We start from the raw sequence: 20376 nt of genomic DNA, 5'->3' as shown, positions 1-20376 counted from the left end.
GCCGTCAGAGGAGGTCGGCGTCGTGGACCAGGATCGCCAGCTGCACCCGGTTGGCGAGCTGGAGCTTCGCGAGGGCCCTGCTCACGTGCGTCTTGACCGTCGCCTCGCTCATCGTCAGCCGGCGGGCGATGTCGGCGTTGCCCAACCCCCGGCCCACCTCCCGGACGATCTCCAACTCCCGGTCCGTGAGGTGGCCGAGCCGCTGCCGTGCGGCGTCCCGCCGGGCCGGGCCGCGCTCGGCGAAGGAGTCGATCAGCCGCCGGGTGACCGTCGGGGCCAGCATGGCGTTTCCGGCGGCCACGGTCCGCACGGCGGCGGCGAGTTCCCGGGGCGGCGTGTCCTTCAGCAGGAAGCCGACCGCGCCCGCCCGCAGCGCCCGGTGCACGTACTCGTCTCGGTCGAAGGTGGTCAGCATGACGACCTTCGCCCCGGTGGCGACCACCTGCGGGGCGGCGGTCAGCCCGTCGGTGCCCGGCATCCGGACGTCCAGCAGCACCACGTCGGGACGCAACCGGCGGGTCTCGGCCAGCGCCGCCGCGCCGTCGGCCGCCTCGCCGACCACGGTGAGGTCGGGTGCCGCCTCCAGGATCAGCCGCAGCCCGGCACGGACCAGCTGCTCGTCGTCGACCACCAGGACCCGGATCATGTCGCCTCCTCCACCGGGATCAACGCCCGGACCAGGAAGCCGCCGTCGCGGGGGCCGACCTCCAGCCGCCCACCCAGCAGTTCCACCCGCTCCCGGAGGCCGATCAGCCCGAGTCCCGCTCCCGGCAGGGCCGCACCGCCCGCCGGCCGATCGTCCGCACCCGGCCGGGCTGGGCCGCCCGCCGACGGGCCGGTGCGGACGCTGATCTCCAACCCGCCCGGGAGGTACCGCAGCCGGACGGTGGTGTCCGCGCCCGGCGCGTGCTTGCGGACGTTCGTCAGCGCCTCCTGGACCACCCGGTACACGGTCCGGCCGACGGTCGCGGAAACGGGCCGGGGCGTCCCCTCGTCGTGCCGGTCGACCCGCAGCCCGGCGGCGCGGGACTCCCGGACCAGGTCGTCGACGCCGGCCAGCCCGGCGGTGGTGCTGGTGGCCGGCTCGCCGGCGGGCGCGGGCTGGCGCAGCACGCCGAGCACCTCCCGCAGGTCGGTGAGAGCCTGCCGTCCGGTGGACCGGATCAGGGTCGCGGTGTCGACGGTCGCCGGATCGGTGGCGGTGACCTCCAGCGCTCCGGCGTGCACCACCATCAGCGACACCCGGTGCGCCACCACGTCGTGCATCTCCCGAGCGATCCGGGCCCGCTCCTCGGCCCGGACGCGCTCCGCCCGCGCCTCCTGCTCGCGCTCCAGCCGCTCGGCCCGGTCCCGCAGGGCGGCCAGGGTGTCCCGGCGGGCCCGGACCCAGAGCCCGACGACCAGCGGGAACAGCACCGTCCACGCGAACATCGCCAGCGCGTTGGCGGGCGTGGCGGTGGTCAGCCGCCGCTCGCCACCCACCACGACGCCGATCACCACGCCCGCCACCGCGACCAGGGCGGCGCCGGTGAGGAAGCCGGCGAGCCGCCGCCGGTCCCGCAGCCGGAGTCCGGCCTGCCAGGACGCGACGGCCACCGCCGGCCAGGCCGCCAGGAGCAGCCACGTGACGGCGGCCGTCACGAACAGCGGCCAGCGCCGTACGCGTACCGTCGCGGCGGCCCAGCCCGCGAGGACGGCGACGGCGAGGACCAGCACCCGGGGCAGCGGCGAGCGCACCCCGAGCGAGCCGGTCGCCGCCCCCCAGACCCCCGCCGCGACGACGACGGCGAGCAGCACGGGGGCGTACCGCTCGGCGGTGCGCCGGAACGCGACGGCTCGGGAGGTCACGCCCCGAGCCTAGGCCGGGCGGAGGCCGTTGCCGTCCGCCCGCCTCCGGTGTGCGCGCGGCCCGTGCTTCGCTCCGGCACCGCCGTGGCTGGCCGCGGCGCGCAACCCCTGGCGCCGGTCCGCGCCCGACCCTGAAAGCCGGTCGTGCCCGACCCGGATCCCTCTCCGGGTCGGGCACGACTTAAGTCGCAGGCACCGGGTGACCACCGGGCGATGGCAGGGCCGTCGGGCGGCACCAGCATCGAGATCATGGATTCGGTGCTCGACCTGCTCCACCAGACGATGTCCTCGCCCTGGGTCTACCTGGCGCTCTTCGCGATCGCGGTGATCGACGGCTTCTTCCCGGCGGTGCCCAGCGAGACGGCGGTGATCACCGCCGGCGTGTTCGCGGCGACCGGGCAACCCGACCTGATGGCGGTGATCGCGGTCGCGGCGGCCGGCGCGCTGGTCGGCGACCACGTGTCGTACGCCATCGGCCGGCACGGCGGCGGACGCCTCCTCGCCCGCCTGCCCGACGGCGGCCGACGACGGGCCGCCTACGAGTGGGCGCGGCGCGGGATCGCCGTGCGGGGCGGGCTGATCCTCACCGTCGCCCGGTACGTCCCCGGTGGCCGGACCGCCGTCACGATGACCATGGGGGCGACGCGCTTCCCCCGGCGGCGCTTCCTCGCCTTCGACGCGCTCGCCGCCGGCTCGTGGGGGGTCTACTCGGCGCTGGTCGGTTACCTCGGCGGGCTCGCCTTCGAGCAGGACCCGATCCGCGGGCTGCTGCTCGGGCTCGGTCTCGCGCTGACGGTGACCCTGCTGGTGGAGGCGACCCGCTGGCTCCTGAACCGTCGCCGGGCGGCCGTCGGCGCGCCCGCCCGGGAGCCGGCGGAGCTGCGACGGTGACCCACCGGCGGCCCCGGCTGCCGACGCCGGCCGGGCCTCGGCGCCATCGCCGCCGGCCGGGTGTCGGCGTCATCGCCGGCGGCGGCGTCGGCGAGACGCAGCACCAGCCGGGCATGGGGACCACGCGCGGGCGGCGGGCCGGCCGGCCTTCCCGGGCGGGAGGTCAGGCGGTGGGCGGCCGCCAGGTGGCGCCGTGCAGGAGTTGGCCGGCGCCGAGCCACGCGACGTTCATCATCCGCGTCGCGGTCTTCTCCGGGTCCGCCTCCGGGTGGTCGGCGAGCCAGTCGGCCAGCGACTCGGTCGCCCCCACCAGGGCGTACGCGACGACCTCCAGGTCGGTGTCGCCCACCTCGCGCCCCTCGGCGCGCAGCGCGTGGCCGAGCATCCCGGCGACCACCTCGACCAGCCGGGCGCGCATGCCCGCCAGCTCGCCGGCGAACGGCTGCTCGCCCCGGGCCTGCCGGTAGAGCACCGCCCAGCCGTCCCGGTGCGCCCCGACGAAACCGAAGAACGCCCGCAGCCCGCGCCAGAGCCGCTCGTCGGCCGACAGTTCGGGGGCGGCCGCCCCGGCGATGGCCTGCATCATCCGGGCGCCCTCCCGGTGCAGGCAGGCGACGAAGAGCTCCTCCTTGGTGCCGAGGTAGGCGTAGACCATCGGTTTGGAGATGCCGGCGTCCTCGGCGATCTCGTCCATGCTGGCCGCGTGGAACCCCCGGCGGGAGAACACTTTCACGGCCGCGTCGAGCATCTGCTGCTCGCGTACGGCACGTGGGAGGCGCTTGAAGGTGGGTGGGGTGGACACCCTTGCGAGCATACCTACTCGTGCGTAGGGTTACGCACGAGTAGCCAAACCCCGGAAGGTGCAGACCCATGACTGACTTCGACCCGGCCAACTTCGCGAACGTCGGCCCCAAGGAGTTCGCCCAGCTGGTCAAGTCCACCCCGGACGACAAGATCGCCGAGGTCATGTCCGGCGACCTGCGCGGCAAGATCCTGGGCGAGGTCTTCGGCCGGATGCCGCAGCTCTTCCGCGCCGACCGGGCGGGCTCGACCAACGCGGTCATCCACTGGAACATCACCGGCCGTCCCGACGGTGGCACCGACACCTACGAGGTCGTCATCGCCGACGGCGCGTGCACGGTCAACGAGACCGCGCAGCACGACCCGAAGCTGAGCCTCACCATGGGCCCGGTCGAGTTCCTGAAGATCGTCTCCGGTGGGGCCAACCCCGTCATGATGTTCATGACCGGCAAGCTCAAGGCCAAGGGCGACCTGGGCCTGGCCGCCAACATCGCCAACCTGTTCGACATCCCCAAGGCCTGACATGGCCGAGTTCTCGCTCGACCTGAACGAGGAACAGCGGGATCTGCGCGACTGGGTGCACGGCTTCGCCGCCGAGGTCGTGCGCCCGGCCGCGGCCGAGTGGGACGCCCGGGAGGAGACTCCCTGGCCGATCATCCAGGAGGCGGCGAAGGTCGGCCTGTACGGCTTCGAGTTCCTCGCCACCTGCTGGGCCGACCCCACCGGCCTCTCCCTCCCGATCGCCAGCGAGGAACTCTTCTGGGGTGACGCCGGCATCGGGCTGGGCATCTTCGGCACCTCCCTCGCGGTGGCCGCCATCTACGGCACCGGCACCCCGGACCAGATGGTCGAGTGGGTGCCGCAGTGCTTCGGCACCGTCGACGAGCCCGCCGTCGCCGCGTTCTGCACCACCGAGCCCGAGGCCGGCTCCGACGTCGGCGCGATGCGCACCCGGGCGGTCTACGACGAGGCCACCGACGAGTGGGTGCTGAGCGGGCAGAAGGCGTACGCCACCAACGGCGGCATCGCCGGGGTGCACGTCGTCACCGCCTCGATCGACCCGACGCTCGGTTCCCGGGGGCAGGCGGCGTTCGTCGTACCGCCGGGCACCGCCGGGCTGACCGCGACCCGCAAGCTGCGCAAGCTGGGCCTGCGCGCGTCGCACACCGCCGACGTCTTCCTCGACGACGTACGCGTGCCGGGGCGCTGCCTGCTCGGCGGCCGCGACGCGCTGCGCGAGCGGCTCGACCGGGCCCGCTCCGGCCGGCGCGCCTCCGGCCAGGCGGCGATGCGCACCTTCGAGCTGTCCCGGCCCACGGTCGGCGCGCAGGCGCTGGGCGTGGCCCGGGCCGCCTACGAGTACGCGCTGGACTACGCGAAGGACCGGGTCCAGTTCGGCCGGCCCATCATCGAGAACCAGGCGGTCGCGTTCGCGCTGGCCGACATGAGGACGGAGATCGACGCGGCCCGGCTGCTGGTCTGGCGGGCCTCCTGGATGGGCCGCAACAACCGGCCCTTCACGGCGGGCGAGGGCTCGATGTCCAAGCTGAAGGCCGGCGAGGTGGCCGTCTCCGTCACCGAGAAGGCCGTGCAACTGCTCGGCGGAGCCGGGTTCCTGCGGGACCACCCGGTCGAGCGCTGGTACCGGGACGCCAAGATCTACACCATCTTCGAGGGCACCTCGGAGATCCAGCGCCTGGTCATCTCCCGGGCCGTCTCCGGCGTCCAGATCCGCTGATTCGAGGACCCTCCGCGCCCGGGCGACGCGGGCGGCGCTCGGCGTGCAGCCCGGGACCGGGTCGGCGTGCTCTGCCGCAACCACCACGGGCTGATCGAGACGATCGTCGCCGCCACCCTGCTCGGCAGGGTCGGTCGGCGTCGGGCGCTCCCGCCCGCTCGGCCGTTTCCGGTTCGCACCGCCGCCACCGGCCTCTAGGCTGACAGCACCATGATCAGCTCCGGACCCCGCCGCCGTGCGCCACTGCTGCTGGTCGAGGCGGCGACGCTGCTCTCCGGCATCGGCAACGGGGTGTCCACCGTGGCACTGCCGTGGCTGGTGCTGGAGCGCACCGGCAGCGCCACCGCGGCCGGCCTGGTCGCGGCGGCCACCGCGCTGCCGCTGCTGCTGTCGAGCCTCGTCTCCGGCACCGTCGTGGACCTGCTGGGCCGGCGGCGTACGGCCCTGGTCTCCGACGCGCTCTCCGCCGTCTCGGTCGCCGCGATCCCGGTGGTGGACGCCCTGCTCGGGTTGAACGTCGGCTGGATCGTGGCGCTGGCCGCGCTCGGGGCCGTCTTCGACCCGGCCGGGCTGACCGCCCGCGAGACGCTGCTGCCGGCCGCCGCGCAGGCCGCCGGGTGGCGGATCGAACGGGCCAACGGGGTACACGAGGCGGTCTGGGGCCTCGCCTTCCTGATCGGTCCCGGCGTCGGTGGCGTGCTCATCGCCGCGATCGGGCCCGGTCCGACGCTCTGGGTCACCGCCGCCGGATTCGCGCTGGCCGTCGGGCTGATCGCCGCCGTCCGGCTGCCCGGAGCCGGCCGCCCGGAGCGGCCCCCGGCCGGCCTGTGGGCCGGCACCGCCGAGGGGCTGCGGTTCGTCTGGCGGGACCGGCTGCTGCGGACCATCGCACTGATCACGATGGTGCTGGTCGCGCTCTACCTGCCGGTCGAGGGCGTGCTGCTGCCGGCGTGGTTCGTCGCCCAGGGCGAGCCGGCCCGGCTCGGCGCGATCCTGATGGCGATGAGCGCCGGAGCGGTGGTCGGGGCGCTCGCCTCCGGCACGGCGGGACGGCGCATCCGGCGGCGCACCCTCATGGTGATCGCCCTCGTCGTCACCGGGGTGGCCCTGGTCGGGCTGGCCACCCTGCCGCCGTACCCGGCCATGCTCGGCTTCGCCGCCGCGATCGGGCTCGCGTACGGGCCGGTCAACCCGCTGGCCAACTATGCCATGCAGACCCGCACCCCAGAGCGGCTGCGCGGCCGGGTGGTCGGGGTGATGACCTCCTTCACGTACGCCGCTGGCCCGGCGGGCTACCTGGCCGCCGGGCCGTTGGTGGAGTGGCTCGGGCTGCGCCCGGCCTTCCTGCTGCTCGCCGGGGCGCTGCTGGTGGCGGCGCTGGTCGCCGCGCCGCTGCCGGTGCTGCGGGCGCTGGACGAGCCGCCCCGCCACCCGCCCGCACCGGCCGGCGGCACGTCGGGCCGGGTCGAGGGCCCCCTCCCGCTCGGCGACCAATGGGCGCCCTCGGCGCACCGGGAGCCGCCGGATCAGGGGTAGAGCGTGAATCCGGGCGTGGTGGCGATGGCGGTCAACTGCGCCATGGTGACCACCGGCGGCGGCGCGGGCTCCAGCGACCGAGGACCGTCCTTGATTTTCATGATCATCGGGAAGTTGTCCGCCGACACCGTCACGGTCGTACCGTCCGTCCGTTCCACCCGCACCGTGCGCCGCTCCGACCCCTTGTGGGTCGGGTTCGGCAGAATGCTGGCGGCGAGCAGACTCCCGTCCGGGAGGCGGCGCTCTTCGCAGCTGCCGTGGACCGTCGCGGGGCCACATCCGTCGTGATCGTCGACAGCCCTCAGCGAGAGCATCACCTCCAACCACTCCACCATGGAGCCGTTGGTGACCTGGACGCGGACCGAGTAGGGCGCGCCGCTCCGCCGGTGCCGGAACTGGATCTGGTCGCAGCCGGGCAGCGCCGGCTCAATCTTCAGCCCCGCCGGCAGGTGGTGGTCGAGGGCCGCGCGCAACACACCGGTCAGCCGCGCCACGCCGTCCTCGGGGCGCTCGGTCAGCAGGGCGCGCACGGTCTCGTACTCCGACCCGGGCGGCAGCGGGCCGTCGGACGGCGGGTTCGGACAGAACGACGAGCCGGCGGACGGCGAGCCGCCCACGCCGAGCAGCGGGCGATCGTCGGAGCCGACGACCAGCGTGGGCGTCAGCGCGAGCACGACGACGGCCACCCCCGCGCCCGCCAGCGTCCACGCCCGGTGGCGACGGCGCTGCCGGTCGTCGCCGATGAGCCGGTCCACGTCGATCCGGGTCGGTGGCGATTCGGCGACGGCCGAGTGCAACTGCCGGGAGAGCTCATCCATCGGTGCCTACCTCCTGTGCTCGGGCCGACGCGCCGACGAGGCGGCCTCGCAGCGTCTCGATCGCGCGCGCCGACTGGCTCTTGACGGTGCCGGTGGTGCAGCCGAGCTCCCGGGCGGTCTCCTCGACGGACAGGTCGCAGAAGTAGCGCAGCACCAGGACCGCGCGACGGCGCGGCGGCAACTCGGCCAGGAGGGCGAGGATGGTCAGCCGGTCCGCGGCGCCTTCGGTCGCGGACCGCGCGGGGGCGTCCGGGACATCGGCCCAGGCGGCCTCGCGCCGCCACGGCCGGCGCCGCTCGTCCAGCCAGGCCCGCAGCAGGGTACGCCGGACGTAGGCGTCCGGATTCTCCATGGCGGACACCCGTCGCCAGTGCCGCAGCAGCTTGACCAGCGCCGTCGACACCAGGTCGTCGGCCGTGTGCCAGTCGCCGCAGAGCAGGTACGCCGTGCGGCGCAGCGGCTCCAGCCGGGCCGTCACGTACTCGCGGTAGCCCTCGATGTCGGCAGGCAATCCCGCCACCTCCTCGCCTCACCGCTCAAACGGAGGCGACGGCGGCGGGGGTTGCCCGGTCAGCCCGGAATCGTGATCCGGCCCTCGACGGCGGCGGCGGCGATGTCGGTGCGGTGGTGCGAGCCGGCCAGCTCCACGCCGGCCACCAGCGCGTACGCGGCGTCCCGGGCGGCGGCCAGGTCGGCGCCGGTGGCGGTGGCGCAGAGCACCCGGCCACCGGAGGAGAGCAGCGCCCCGTCGGCGTCCCGGCGGGTGCCCGCGTGGATGACGCCCGGGCACTCGGCCCCGGAGATCACGTCACCGGTACGCGGGGCGGCCGGGTAGCCCTCGGCGGCGACCACGACCGTGACGGCGGCCCCGTCGCGCCACCGCAGCGGCGGGTGCCCGGCCAGCGTGCCGGTGGCGGCGGCGTGCAGCAGCCCGGCGAGCGGGGTCTCCAGCAGCGCGAGCACCACCTGCGTCTCCGGGTCGCCGAAGCGGGCGTTGAACTCGATCACCCGGGGGCCGTCGGCGGTGATCGCCAGCCCGACGTAGAGCAGGCCCGCGAACGGGGTGCCCCGGCGGGCCATCTCGGCCAGGGTCGGGTGGACGACGTCGCGCATGACCTCGTCGACCAGGCCGGGCGGCGCCCAGGGCAGCGGCGCGTACGCCCCCATGCCGCCGGTGTTCGGGCCGGTGTCGCCGTCGCCGACCCGCTTGAAGTCCTGCGCCGGCAACAGCGGCACCGCCGCCTCGCCGTCGGTGACCACGAAGAGGGAGACCTCCGGGCCGGCCAGGTATTCCTCCACGACGACCCGCCCGCACTCCTCGGCGTGCCGGAGCGCGGCGGCGCGGTCGTCGGTCACCACGACGCCCTTGCCGGCGGCGAGCCCGTCGTTCTTCACCACGTACGGCGCGCCGAACTCGTCCAGCGCCCTCGCCGTGCTCTCCGCGTCCGTGCAGGTGTACGCGCGGGCGGTCGGCACGCCGGCGGCGGTCATCACGTCCTTGGCGAACGTCTTCGAGCCCTCCAGCCGGGCGGCCTCGGCGGACGGCCCGAACGCGGGGGTCCCCTTGGCGCGTACGGCGTCGGCGACCCCGGCGACCAGCGGCGCCTCCGGCCCGATCACCACCAGGTCGACCCCGGTCTCCACCGCCAGCGCGGCGACGGCCGCCGGGTCGGCCGGATCCACCGACCGCAACTCGGCGACCCCCGCGATGCCGGGGTTGCCCGGCGCGGCGATCAGCTGGTCGACGGCGGGATCGGCGGCCAGGCCGAGCGCGAGCGCGTGCTCCCGCCCGCCGCCACCCAAGAGAAGTACGCGCACGACCCGAGATCCTACGCGCGCCGGCCGGGTGCCTCCCGCTTCGGCCCCGACCGGCGCTGCGGACCGCACCCCCGCCCGCAGCCGGCCTCGCCCGCCGCGAAGTGCCGACCGCAGTGGCCGCAGTGCGGGCAGACGAAGAGCCTCCGCTCGCTCGGCAGCCAGCACGGGACGCTCAACACGTCGTTGCCGTGCGACAGGTCGAGCGCGTCGCCGTCGCCGCCGGTGAGGTGGGCCGAGCCGTACCAGAGCACGGGATACCGGCCCTGGCACTCCCCGCAGGCGTTCACCCCCCACTCGGTGCCGCAGGGGCCGCAGGTGACGTGGAAGGTGCGCCCCTGCCAGGCGGTGAAGTCGTGGCCGCCGGCCACCGTCCCGCAGGTGGGGCAGGTGGCGAGCCGGGTCAACGCCGCACCGGCCGTGACCAGCCGGTGCTCGACGTCCGCCACGGGCACCTGGCTGCCCCGGCGGGCCTCCCGAGTCGCCCACTGGCGCAGCGCGGCCCGGACGGCCTCGAACTCGTCGCTCCTGGGCGGCCGTACCGCGAGGAGCCGCCCGTCCACCACGCGCAGCCAGGTCGACGCGGCCGTCACCGGTTCCACCGCCGCGTCCGGCACCGGGACCACCGGCGGGTACGCCAGCAGCCGGGGTACGTCGACGGTCCACCGCAACGCCCGGGCGACCCGCTCCAGGGAGTCGGACTCCAGCGGGCTCACCGGCACGCAGAGCGGACCGGGCGGGGCGGCCGCTCCGGCGGCTCGCTGGAAGCCGGCCCAGAACGCCCGCAACCGGGTGGCGACCGGAAGCACCGCCCGCTCCTCCGCGGTGCCGGGATAGAGGAGAACGGTCGTCACGTCCGTCGGCGGCAGGTCGTCCAGCAGGGCGGCGACCGACCCTCCCGGACTGGTGAGCGCGTGCGGCAGCGGGACGAACCGGACGAGTGGCCGCTCGGCTCCGGGCTCCCGCTCCACGAGCAGGAGCACGCCGTCCGGGCCCCAACCCAGGTGGTAGGTCACGTCGTCGCGGTGCAGGGGGACCGGCGGACCGGACCGGTCCGGGGCCGGCGCCGGGCCCACCTCCATCCGCAGGTACTCGCAGGCCCGCAGGACCAGCAGCGCGCAGTACCGCTCGAAGCCCACCGCGAACCGCTGGTGCCGCGACCGGTCCGTGGTCCGCGCGTGCACCTCGTCCGTCCAGGCGGTCCAGAGCCGGCCGACCCGGCGGTACCGGTCGTCGTTGTTGACGAGATTGGTCCGCTGCAGCGTGACCGGCAGGTGCGCGAGGCGGTTGACGCCCTTCACCAGGCGTGACCCGCGCAGGGCGTGGACCTGCCCCCACCACTGCCGCAGCACGGCGCCGAACTCGTTGGCCTCCGCGATCACCCGGTCCGAGTCGGCGGCCATCTCCTCCAGCAGCAGCGCGAACCGGAACGCGTTGCGCCACGAGGGCCTTTCGACGTGCCGGTGGTCGACCAGCCGCGCGACCAGGCGGACGATGTCCTCCACCTCGCGGATGCGGGACGCCAGATAGACCGCCAGCCGTTCCACCAGCCGGCCGGCGAGCCGATTCTCGTAGAGGTCGATGTCGTCGTCGAAGCGCAGCGCCAGGATGTGCGACGGGACCACCCCGCGGACGGTCCGCACCTGCCAGTACTCGCTGTGCTGCGACAGGTGGGCGGTGGCCGTGGTGGCGATGCGAGCGGCCCGGTCGACCCGGGTGACCTCCCGCAGGACGCGCAACCGGTCCGCCGGACTCCGCCCGACCGCGACCAGGGCGTTCAGGCCGGCACGGATCTCCTCGTCGAGTCGGCTCGGGTTCAGCCGCTCGCGCGGCTCGGCGATCAGCGGGGACTGCTCGGCCCAGTCCTCGGCGGTCCCGCCCCCCGCGGCGATCGACGCGAGCCGACCGGAGATGGTCAGGATGGTGTCCACCACGAGCGGTTCCGACTCGCCGTGCGGCCGCAACTGCCCGCCGACCGTCTCCCCCGGCACCGGTGTGCCCCGCCCGGTGGGAAGGGCGCCCGACGGGTCGGCCGGAAGCCGCAGCGACCAGCGTTCGCCGGTGACCGGCACCAGGTAGTCGCCGGGCCCCACCGGATGGCCGTCGAGCGTCGCGCCCGCCGGCGCGGTGTGCAGCAGGTACCGCCCGGCCGGCGCGGGCCCGACCGGCAGGGCCGGCAGCCGGCGGCCGGTGAGCCGGTCGTACCACTCGACGCCGCTCATTCAGCCCCGTCCCCGGCGGCGGATCGCCCGGTCCAGCACCGCGTCGACGGCGACCGGTTCGCCGTCCAGGCCGTGGGCGTGCCAGGTGGCGGACACCGCCTCCCGCACCCGGTCGAGCGTCTCGGCGCTGATCTCGTAGTGATGCTCGATCTTGTGCAGGACCTTGGTGGCGAGCAGCCGGTCCGCCGCCTCACCCACGGTGCCCCCGGCCGCGCAGACCACCGGCACGTACGCGTCGATCTGGCGCTTGAGCCGGGACCCCCAACCGAGGTGGCACTCCTCGGCGAGCAGCGTCTTGAGGTCCCCCTCGAGGAACCGCCACACGACGCCCGGCTGCTCCCGGAAGGCGCGCCGGGCCCGGCCGAACGCCTTCCGGAGCCCGGCGAGCGTGACGACCGGCTGGGCGGTCGGCGCGGGCTCGTCGATCCAGGGCCGCTGCGCCGGCAGTTCCAGCACGTACGCGCGGTCGTAGGTCTTGTCGGCGAACCGCACGGTCGTCTCGTCGTTGTTGGCGGTGCCGACGAACCAGACGTTCTCCGGCAGCGCGATCCGCCACTCGCCGTCCGACTCGTCGGTCAGCAGCCGCCGCGGTGGTCGCCCACTGCCGCTCGGCAGCAGGTCGAACGCGGCCCCCCGGGGGTTCTCCAGCTTCGACAGCGCGTCGGCGAAGTACTGCTCCGGGTGCGACAGGTTCATCTCGTCGAGCACGATGAAGTAGGGAACCTCGGCGTAGTAGGGGCACTGCGCCTCGTAGAGGGCCTTGAGGAAGGCCGACTCGTGGAACCGCCGCTCGAAGGTGTTGTAGTGCCCGAGCAGGTCCTGCCGGTCGCGCCAGCCCGCCTGGACCTCCACCACCCGGTGACCAGCGCCGATCGCCCGCGCGAACGCCCGTGGCAGGCTGGTCTTGCCGATCCCGCTGAGTCCTTCGAGCAGATGCAGGCGACTCATCGCCAGTCCGCCCAGGAACGACCGGACGTCCTGCTCCGAGTACGCGAGCCGGTCGGCCGGATCCTGGTGCCACATGGTCCGCCGCACCTCGAACGCGAACTCGGCGAGGTCCGGCTCGCTCACGTCCTCCAGGTCGCGGGCGTCGTTCAGCTCCGGATCCCGGTCCATCTCGTCGCAGCCCCGGAACGCGGTCTCCCGCTCGGCCTGCCTGCTCAGCGAGTCGTACCGCTGGTGCAGCTCCTCGATGGTGGCCTGGTAGCCGTTGATCACCCCCTGGTACGCCAGCTGGGTGTCGCGAAGCAGCTCGACCTCGGCGACGGCCACGCGCGAGGCCTGCACCTCGCCGAGCAGCCGCTGCTGCTCCAACCGCAGCTCGGTCACGCGCTGCGCGCAGCGGCGGTGCTCGTCCGCGGTCCGCCGCAGGTGCAGCACGTCCTCCTCGTCGGGCCGGCGGGCCAGCTCGTCGCGGAGCCGCTGGTTCGCGCTCTCCAGCTCCTGCAGACGCCGGGCCGACGCCTCCGGGCTGTGCTGGCCGAACAGATCCAGGTCACGGCGTTGCTGCTCGATGAGGCCACGCTGACGCTCGACCTCGGCGTGGGCGGCGGCGAGGCGCTCCGCGCCGGCGCGCAGCCTGAACTCCAGCTCGGCGACCCGGCGGGCCGACTGCGACTCGACCGCAAGCCGTACCGTCTCCGACTGTTCCTCGACCTCGCGGCGGGCGCTCTCGACCTCGCGGCGGTCGGCGCGCAGCAACGCCCACTGCCGTTCCAGTTCGGCGGCTTCGTCCTCGGCCCGCTTGCGTCGACCGGCCAGCTCCAGCTCCAGGGCCGCCCGCTCGGCGTCCAACGACTCCCGGTGCTGCCTGCGCTCCCGGTCCCGGCGGTCACGATGCTCCCGCTCCTCGGCCTCGAGCCGGGCCACCAGCTCCGCCAGCTCGGCGTCGAGCCGGGCCCGGGCCTGCGCGCCGTACTCCCGGAAGCCGGCCTCCGCGTCCAGCTCCCGGTCGCGGATCGACTCCTCGCGCTCCCGCAGCTCCCGCTCACGGTCGTCGAGGGTGGCGGCCAGGCGCCGGGCCTCGGCTTCCGCCTCGGCGAGGGCCGTCTCCCTGCGGTGCAGGTCGGCGAGCCGGTCCTCGGCCTCCTCGATGCGCCGGGCGGCGGACCGGGCGGCCTCGGCGTACACCTTCTGCTGCCGCACCTCGGCCAGCGCCCGGGCGAGCGTCCGCCCGTCGGCCGCCTCGTCCTCCGGCGCGCCGCCACCGTCCGGGCCGGCGTCGTCCACGTGCAGGCCCTCCGCGGCGGCGAGCGCCTCGACCTCCTCGGTCCGCTCGAACGCCTGCTCGAGGGCGCGATCGGTCGTTCCGGCGGGGGTCGGCTCGGTGACCGTCCCGCCGCGCGGGGACGGTACGCCAGCGGATCGTGCCGGGGTGGCCTTGCGCTGGGGGGTGCGGGACGACCTGCGCTTCGACATCAGGTTGGGGTTCCTTCGCTGCGGGCGGGCAGGGAGCTGAGATAGGCGTCGACCATGTCGTGGGCGAGATCGCGGCTCCACTCGACCTCGTCGGGCGTCGGGTCGGAGATGGCCGCGTGGGAGCCGTCGTTGCGCAGGTTGCCGAGCAGGTCCCAGGCGTTGACGAAGCCCGGTTGCCGTTGGCCGAAGCGGGCCAGGGGGTGCCCGGGCCGGCCGTCGAGCACGCTCAGCACCGCCGTGGCGAGCAGGGCGTGGCGGTTGACGTGGCCCTTGCCGGCGAACGCCTCCTCGATGTCGTGCCACGGCACCGAGGCGAGCCGCCCGGGCGGCCCGAACCCGATGGTCCGGCAGACGGTGTCCAGGGTCCTGCGGCGCAGGGTCTCGTTGCGCCGGAGTTCCGCCATCACCTGGCTGTCCGGCCGGTACTCGGCGACCGTCCTGCGCAGCAGCAGCTCGATGGTGCGGGCGGAGTAGGTGAGGGTGTGCTCGTTGGCCGCCCTGCCCCGCCCCTTCCCGCTGCGCAGGTAGGCGGCCTCCACCACCACCATCAGCCGGCACAGGTCCGGGTCGTCGGCGGCCCGCAGGCCGAACCGCAGCTCCAACTGCGCCTCGACGTCACGACGGACCCCGAGGTCCGCCTCGTAGAGGTCGGCGGCCCGCTTCTCCGCGGTGCCGCTGACGAGGTCGGCGAGGACCTGCTTGAGCCCCTGGTCGTGGTCGGTGCGCGACACCACGAAACTCCGCAGCAGCGGGCTCGCCCGCGGGGCGAACGGATCGCGCGCCTGCCACACCTCGTCCTCGCCCGGGTTGTTGACGTAGAGGCAGGTGGCCAACCACACCATCGCGGGCGCCGGATCCACGATGGACACGCGGCGGATGGCCCGCGGCGGTGCCTGACCGTCCGGGCGTCGCAGGCGGCGGCGTCGTACCGCGTCGAGGATCGTCACCGCGTCCGGTGGTTGCGGCGCCAGGCCGTCCGGCAGGTGCACCGGCACCAGCCGGCGCGGCGGCCCGGGACTGCCCTTGCTGCCGCTGCGCAGGAACGGACCGCCCTGGTCCCAGGCGAGGTCCGCGTACCGCGGCGCCGCCTCCGCCCCCGGCCACAGGGTCTGCGAGAAGACGTCCTGGAAGACGTACGCGACCTGGGTGTCCTGCGGATCGACCTCGCCCGTGACGAACGCCTCCCGGCCGGCCTCGGTGACCTGACGGATCTCGTCCAGGTAACCGAACCGCGTCAGCTCCCCGACCACCACCCGCACCAGGGAGGGATGCAGGCGCATCGCGGCGGCGATCTGCTCGGTGCGCCGGACGCCGACCCGGCACAGCCCCAGCACGCCGCGCTGGAACAGGTTCAGCTCGTCCTGCTCGGCGACGGGCGCGCAGATGCGGTACTGCCAGGCCGGCCAGAGGATCCACCGGTGCGTCACGTCGGGGATCCGCCGGACCATGTCGACGACCGGCAGGTCAGACCGGAAGGTGGCGACCGAACTGTCCATGGCACAACTCCCGGAAGGCCGTCAATCCCTCAAGCTGGTCCGGGGCGGCGCCCCGGAGGAACATCTCGCTGTCACCCACCGCAATCAGCAACCTCCGTTGGCGGCTCAGCGCCACGCAGAGCCGGTTGACGAGCATCAGGTGGCCGTACCGGCGCCAGCGCTGCCCGGGGGTGGTCGGCATGTCGTTGCTCCTCGTGGTGGAGAGCAGCACGACGTCGAACTCCTTGCCCTGGAACGCGTCGACCGTGCCGACCCGCAGCCGTTCCTCGCCCGCGGCGTTGAACTCCAGCTCCGGGATCGGCCGGTAGTCGTCGCCGTCCTTGAGGGCGAGGCCGGCCAGCACCAGCTCCGCCCAGATCTGGTCGACCTGCGGACGGTGGAAGGCGATCACCCCGAAGGTCAGGGTCGGGTCCTGCTCGGCGAGCCGCCCCAGCTCGGCCGCGACCACCTTCGCCTCCAGTGGCCGCCGCCACGAGGTGCGGACCCGCTCCTCGGCGGCGGCCTCGAACGGCACGTGCCGCCAGACGCCGACCAGCCCCTGGTACGGGCGCAGCGAGTGGCTCAGCTCGTCCGCCGACCTGCCGGCCTGGATCCTGTCCGGGCCGCCGTAGAACACGGTGCTGACCAGCCGGCCGAGTTCGGGGTGCATCCGGTACTGCACGTCCAACCGGACGGTCCGGTCGGCCTTCCGCTCCAGCAGCTCGAACAGTCGCTCGAACAGGCTCCGACCGAGATCGGCCTCCAGCCGCTCGTCGCCGGGGAGCTGGCGCCGCAGGACGTCGATGAGCTCCCGCTCGACCGTGTGGGGCAGCTGCGCCTGGTCACCGACGAGCACGATGCGTTTCCGGGCGCAGGCCATCGGGATCATCAGGTCGAGCGGGTTGGCCCGGGCCGCCTCGTCGATGATCACCGTGTCGAACGACAGCCTCCCCTCCGCCGCCAGCTCCCGCATCTGGGCCGAGTCCACCTGCTGACAGGTGGCGGCGAGGACCGGCGCGTAGGCGTGCACGGCTTCGTAGACCCGCTCCGGATCATGCTCGAAGACGTCGACGTAGTCGGCGAGAACCGCGTCCCGGCCGTCACGCGAGTCGTGCAACCGCTGCTCCGCCTCGGCCGACAACTCCAGCAGCGCGTCCCGGACCAGGGGATTCAGGCCCGGGGCGGCGACCGGACCGCCGGTGCCGGCCAGCAGGTTCAACAGGCGGCGCCGCAGCGCACGCAGGTCGTCGAGGAAGCCCGGTGCGGCCCCGCCGGTCCAGGCGGCGGCCCGGGCGAGCAGGTCGGCTCCGGCCGCGTCGAGCAGCTCGCCGCCACCGAGCTGGTCGAGCACCCGTCGGCAGCCGTACGGGCCGTCGTCGGCGAAGCCCGCCGGTGTCTCCCGCAGGCCACGGACGAGCCGGCGGAGCCGGCCGGCCCGGACCGGGTCGACCAGCGGGGCCTCCAGGGCCAGTTCCAGTTGGCCCCGGACCGTCGCCACCCGGTCCCGTACCGCCAGGCCGACCTCCCCCTCGGCGAGCTGTTCGACCTGACGGAGCAGGCCGACGGTGGCCTCCAGCGGAGGGGGCGCGACGAGGTACGAGGCGACCAGCGTCTGCACGGCCCCCAGTCGTCGCCGCCGGGCGCTCTCGGGCCGCCCCGCCAGGTCCTCGTTGAGCCGGCCCAGCAACTGCCGCCGCCAGCGTTCCGCGGTCCGGACCGTGCCCCGCTTGCGGGCGTCCACCTTGACCCCCGGCAGGTCGTAGACGCTCGTCTTGGCGAGGACGTGGTCCAGGGCGTCGTGCTGGTACGTCGTGAGCAGGGTGTTCCGCCCCACCGTGCAGACCAGCTCGTCGACCTCGGCCAGCCGCTGCTGCAGGGCCGTGATCACCTGCGTCTTCCCGGTGCCGGGTGGGCCCTGGATCAGCACGATCCCCGTGGTGTTCAGCGCGATGCGGATCGCTTCCTGCTGTTTCTCGGTCGGGCGGCCCGGCCGGAACACGTCCCTGGTCGCCGCCGACATCGCCTCGTGGCCGAGCGGACGGGTGTCCGGCGGGACGGCCCCGTTGATGAGCAGACCCAGCCCCTTCATCTCGGCCTGACCGCGCGCGATCCGGTCCCGCGCGTGTTCCCGGCGCTGCTTGCTGACCTCGCTGCCCCGGTAGGCGTAGTGCAGGTGACCGCTGGGCGGTGGGGCCACGTCGTCGCGGTGGCCCAACCGGGTCACGAGCACGAGCTGCATGCTGTCCCGGTCGATCCAGCGCAGCGGCGCGCTGAACGTCGGACCGCTGCGCGCCGAGCCGGCGTTCTCGTCGGCGCCGAGCAGGAGCGCCGGCACCCGCTCCGACGCCTGCAACTCGAGGTTGGGCTCGTCGGCGCGGGCGTCCCTGACCTGCTCGACGAAGCGCCGCGTCTTCGGGTCGGCGGCGAGCCGGAAGCGCCACGCGCCGCCCTCGACCGCCTCGCAGGACGTGTAGTGGCCGGTGCCGAGGTCGGTCGCGAACCGCACGGCGCGCGCCCACTCCTGGTTGTTGTACTCCTCCCACAGCTCCAGGTAGGAGCGCTCCCCGCCGGTCACGCCGTCGAGGCCGCCGAGCTGGTGCGCGTCGAGCCGCGCCCCGGCCGTGTCGTCGGTGAAGCTGAGGTCGGTGCGCAGCAGCGTCAGCTGGCGGCCGTCCGCCGGGCGACGGGCGATGAGCAGCCTCGTCAGCAGGAGGCGCCCGTCGTGCTGGCCCAGGTCGGCGTCGACGGCGAGGCCGTGCAGCCGCAGCCCGGTGTAGCGGTCGGCGTCGCTGGTCCGCCCGGACACGACGGCCCGCCGGTGCGCCTCGCCGGGCAGCGGCGGCAACAGCAACTGCTGCCGCAGCCACCGGCACACGTCCTCGACCGAGGCGAGCGACCGGTTGCGCCGCTGCGCGTACGCGATGGTCCGCTCGTCGACGCCGACCCGCACGGCCTCGCCCCAGAGCAGGTCCCGGTCGAACAGGTGGATGCGGACGGCGACCCCGCGCCGGTCCCGGTCGACCCGGGCCGCCCACGCCACCGACCGGCGTCGCGCGGCGAGCACCAGCCCCAGCGCGTCCTCGTCCCGCGCCGTCCTGCCCCGGACGGCGACACCCGCTGCCGAACCGGCCCGGGGCGGACCGCCGCCGGCGTCGCCCGCCCGGCCGAGCAGCACCTCGCCCTGACCGGACGCCAGGACCACCTCCTCGGTGGCGCGCATGCTCTCCGGCAGCCGTTCCGAGCCCACCGTCCGCAGCTCCAGGTCGATGACCTGCCCCTGCCACGGCCGGAGACCGCTCGCCAGGAGACCCGCGCCGGCTCCCCTGCCCGACATCAGCGCACCGCCCCGGTCGGCCCGACGACATCGAACGTCACCTGCCGGTGCGGGCTGAGCGGGTCGCTGGTGAAACAGAGCCGCCACGGTGGGACGTCCGGACGCAGCTCGACCTCCGCGTCCCGGCCGGGGGGCAGCCGCCGGTGCACCTGCCGGTCGCCGGAGACCAGCAGCAGCGGCCGAACCCCGACGTTCGTCACCCGGACCCTGCGCCCACCGTCCCAACTCACCGTGGACAACGGCCGGTGGGGGTCGTCCGAGCGGATCTCGCCGTGCCGGGCGGTCAGCTCGAACGGCCGCCCGCTGTCGATGGCGACGACCTCACCGGCCGGGATGCTCCACCCCTGTGCCCCCATCACCCGCTCCGGGTCGGCGGCGTCCGAGGCTCGTGCCAGGCTGAAGATGTCGGGGCCGGCGTGCAGCCAGACCCGGCAGACGAGGTCGTTGCCCGGCGTCGTGCCGCACCACGGACAGGCACGGGCCGCGAACCGGTGGCCGCTGCAGGAACGACAGGTGAGTGTCGCGTCGACCGCCTGCCACAGGGCCGTGGCCCAGTCGGCGCAGGAGGGACGCCGGACGGGAGCACGCAGGCCGTCCTCGAAGGTGGCCCGGAAGTAGCCGCTCAGCGTCCGGGTCAGCAACCGGTCGCGGCCGGGAAGCCCCATGGTCGAGGTGTTGCTGCGGTCGTGGCTGTGGTCGATCCAGGGCACCCGGTACGTGTGGGCGGCCTCCTCCAGCTCGACCGGCCCGTCCTCGATGTCGTCGCCGACGAAGGGATGCGCGACGAACAGGGTGTGGTGTGCCAGGACGGCGAAGGCGAACGCGTCCGACAGCGTGCTGGTCCGACTGCCCCGGCTGACGAGTTCCGGCGCGCCGTAGCCGGGGGTGTAGACGGCGGGCCGCGAGCCGTCGGACTCGACGGCGAGATTGTCGGGGTCGACCAGCCAGATCTGGTCCTGGTCGAGCGGCTCGGACACCAGCACGTTGCCCGGCGACGGATCGCCGTACACCATGCCCCTGGCGTGCAGCGCCGCGAGCGTGGCGGCGAGCCGCGCGAGCACCCGCAGCCGCCGGCGCAGTCCTCCGGTCGCCAGGTACCAGGAGATCAGCTCCACCTCGTACGGCGGGAGCATCTGCTTCTCCAGCGGCACCATGTCGTCGAGCAGCTCCATCACGTAGCCGATCTCCGGCTCGGCGAGCATGACGAGCGGCCGCGCGACCGGCAGGTCCTCGATCGGCATCCGGGCGACCGCCCGCAGTCGCTCGTCGAGCAGGGCCGCGTGGTGGGAGCGAGGCCCGCGGAGGAAGAGGCGCTTGACCGCCAACGGGCTGTCCCGGACCCGGTTGACCACCCCTTCCGCGCCGTGCCCGAGCCGCTCGGCCAGCGGCAGTGTCCGACCCCGCACGTCGCGTACGGTCGATTCCATCGCTGCTCCTTCGGATCCGGCGGCACGGCGCTGAGCCGCGCGGACGCCGGCTG

The 20376-nt window shown here is 74.6% G+C and carries 15 protein-coding genes; 4 read left to right on the top strand and 11 right to left on the bottom strand.

Features of this window, described 5'->3' with window-relative positions:
* Positions 1-4: 4 nt before the first annotated feature.
* Both AB0G14_RS04075 and AB0G14_RS04070 read right to left on the bottom strand, forming a co-directional pair.
* The gene (locus AB0G14_RS04075; protein WP_357693511.1) at positions 5-646 is read right to left on the bottom strand and encodes a response regulator transcription factor; all 642 of its coding nucleotides are present in this window, start codon (positions 644-646) and stop codon (positions 5-7) included.
* Entirely contained in the window at positions 643-1848 is a 1206-nt protein-coding gene (locus AB0G14_RS04070) for a histidine kinase (protein ID WP_357693509.1), read from the bottom strand. Before AB0G14_RS04070 ends, AB0G14_RS04075 begins: the two co-directional genes overlap by 4 nt.
* 249 nt (positions 1849-2097) lie before the next feature.
* Between AB0G14_RS04070 and AB0G14_RS04065 the strand changes: the two genes are divergently transcribed.
* Complete coding sequence (locus AB0G14_RS04065; protein WP_357693643.1) at positions 2098-2739, top strand: DedA family protein; 642 nt, start codon at positions 2098-2100, stop codon at positions 2737-2739.
* 163 nt (positions 2740-2902) lie between these two features.
* On the opposite strand, the gene AB0G14_RS04060 is transcribed toward AB0G14_RS04065, so the two are convergent.
* Positions 2903-3541, bottom strand: a complete 639-nt coding sequence (locus AB0G14_RS04060; RefSeq protein ID WP_357693507.1) for a TetR/AcrR family transcriptional regulator — start codon at positions 3539-3541, stop codon at positions 2903-2905.
* 68 nt (positions 3542-3609) lie between these two features.
* Between AB0G14_RS04060 and AB0G14_RS04055 the strand changes: the two genes are divergently transcribed.
* From AB0G14_RS04055 to AB0G14_RS04045, 3 genes are all read left to right on the top strand, one after another.
* Entirely contained in the window at positions 3610-4062 is a 453-nt protein-coding gene (locus AB0G14_RS04055) for an SCP2 sterol-binding domain-containing protein (protein ID WP_357449789.1), read from the top strand.
* 1 nt (position 4063) lies between these two features.
* Positions 4064-5278: an acyl-CoA dehydrogenase family protein gene (locus AB0G14_RS04050; protein WP_357693505.1), complete on the top strand. Its 1215-nt coding sequence runs from the start codon at positions 4064-4066 to the stop codon at positions 5276-5278.
* A 210-nt stretch (positions 5279-5488) separates the two neighbouring features.
* Positions 5489-6814: an MFS transporter gene (locus tag AB0G14_RS04045; RefSeq protein ID WP_357693503.1), complete on the top strand. Its 1326-nt coding sequence runs from the start codon at positions 5489-5491 to the stop codon at positions 6812-6814.
* Here the strand turns inward: AB0G14_RS04045 and AB0G14_RS04040 are convergent.
* Genes AB0G14_RS04040 through AB0G14_RS04005 form a run of 8 tightly spaced genes read right to left on the bottom strand, consistent with a single transcriptional unit; the run spans position 6805 to position 20323 of the window.
* Positions 6805-7632 (bottom strand): hypothetical protein, encoded by an 828-nt coding sequence (locus AB0G14_RS04040; RefSeq protein WP_357693501.1) that lies wholly within the window; start codon positions 7630-7632, stop codon positions 6805-6807. The genes AB0G14_RS04045 and AB0G14_RS04040 overlap by 10 nt on opposite strands.
* On the bottom strand, positions 7625-8143 hold the full coding sequence (locus AB0G14_RS04035) for a SigE family RNA polymerase sigma factor (protein WP_357693641.1): 519 nt from the start codon (positions 8141-8143) through the stop codon (positions 7625-7627). Before AB0G14_RS04035 ends, AB0G14_RS04040 begins: the two co-directional genes overlap by 8 nt.
* Positions 8144-8202: 59 nt before the next feature.
* Entirely contained in the window at positions 8203-9450 is a 1248-nt protein-coding gene (gene purD / locus AB0G14_RS04030) for a phosphoribosylamine--glycine ligase (RefSeq protein WP_357693499.1), read from the bottom strand.
* 11 nt (positions 9451-9461) lie between these two features.
* Positions 9462-11669: a hypothetical protein gene (locus AB0G14_RS04025; protein ID WP_357693497.1), complete on the bottom strand. Its 2208-nt coding sequence runs from the start codon at positions 11667-11669 to the stop codon at positions 9462-9464.
* Entirely contained in the window at positions 11670-14087 is a 2418-nt protein-coding gene (locus AB0G14_RS04020) for a hypothetical protein (RefSeq protein ID WP_357693494.1), read from the bottom strand. It lies immediately after the preceding gene.
* Entirely contained in the window at positions 14087-15583 is a 1497-nt protein-coding gene (locus tag AB0G14_RS04015) for a hypothetical protein (protein WP_357693492.1), read from the bottom strand. The genes AB0G14_RS04020 and AB0G14_RS04015 overlap by 1 nt, the downstream gene beginning before the upstream one ends.
* Positions 15552-18896: an AAA domain-containing protein gene (locus tag AB0G14_RS04010; RefSeq protein ID WP_357693490.1), complete on the bottom strand. Its 3345-nt coding sequence runs from the start codon at positions 18894-18896 to the stop codon at positions 15552-15554. Before AB0G14_RS04010 ends, AB0G14_RS04015 begins: the two co-directional genes overlap by 32 nt.
* On the bottom strand, positions 18896-20323 hold the full coding sequence (locus tag AB0G14_RS04005) for a hypothetical protein (protein ID WP_357693488.1): 1428 nt from the start codon (positions 20321-20323) through the stop codon (positions 18896-18898). The genes AB0G14_RS04010 and AB0G14_RS04005 overlap by 1 nt, the downstream gene beginning before the upstream one ends.
* Positions 20324-20376: the final 53 nt, after the last annotated feature.

Origin of the sequence: Micromonospora sp. NPDC023814 (genome assembly GCF_040639595.1) — a bacterium.
Classification (GTDB): Bacteria; Actinomycetota; Actinomycetes; order Mycobacteriales; family Micromonosporaceae; genus Micromonospora.
Note: the sequence above shows the minus strand (reverse complement) of the source record. Positions and strands in the feature narration are given on the sequence as shown.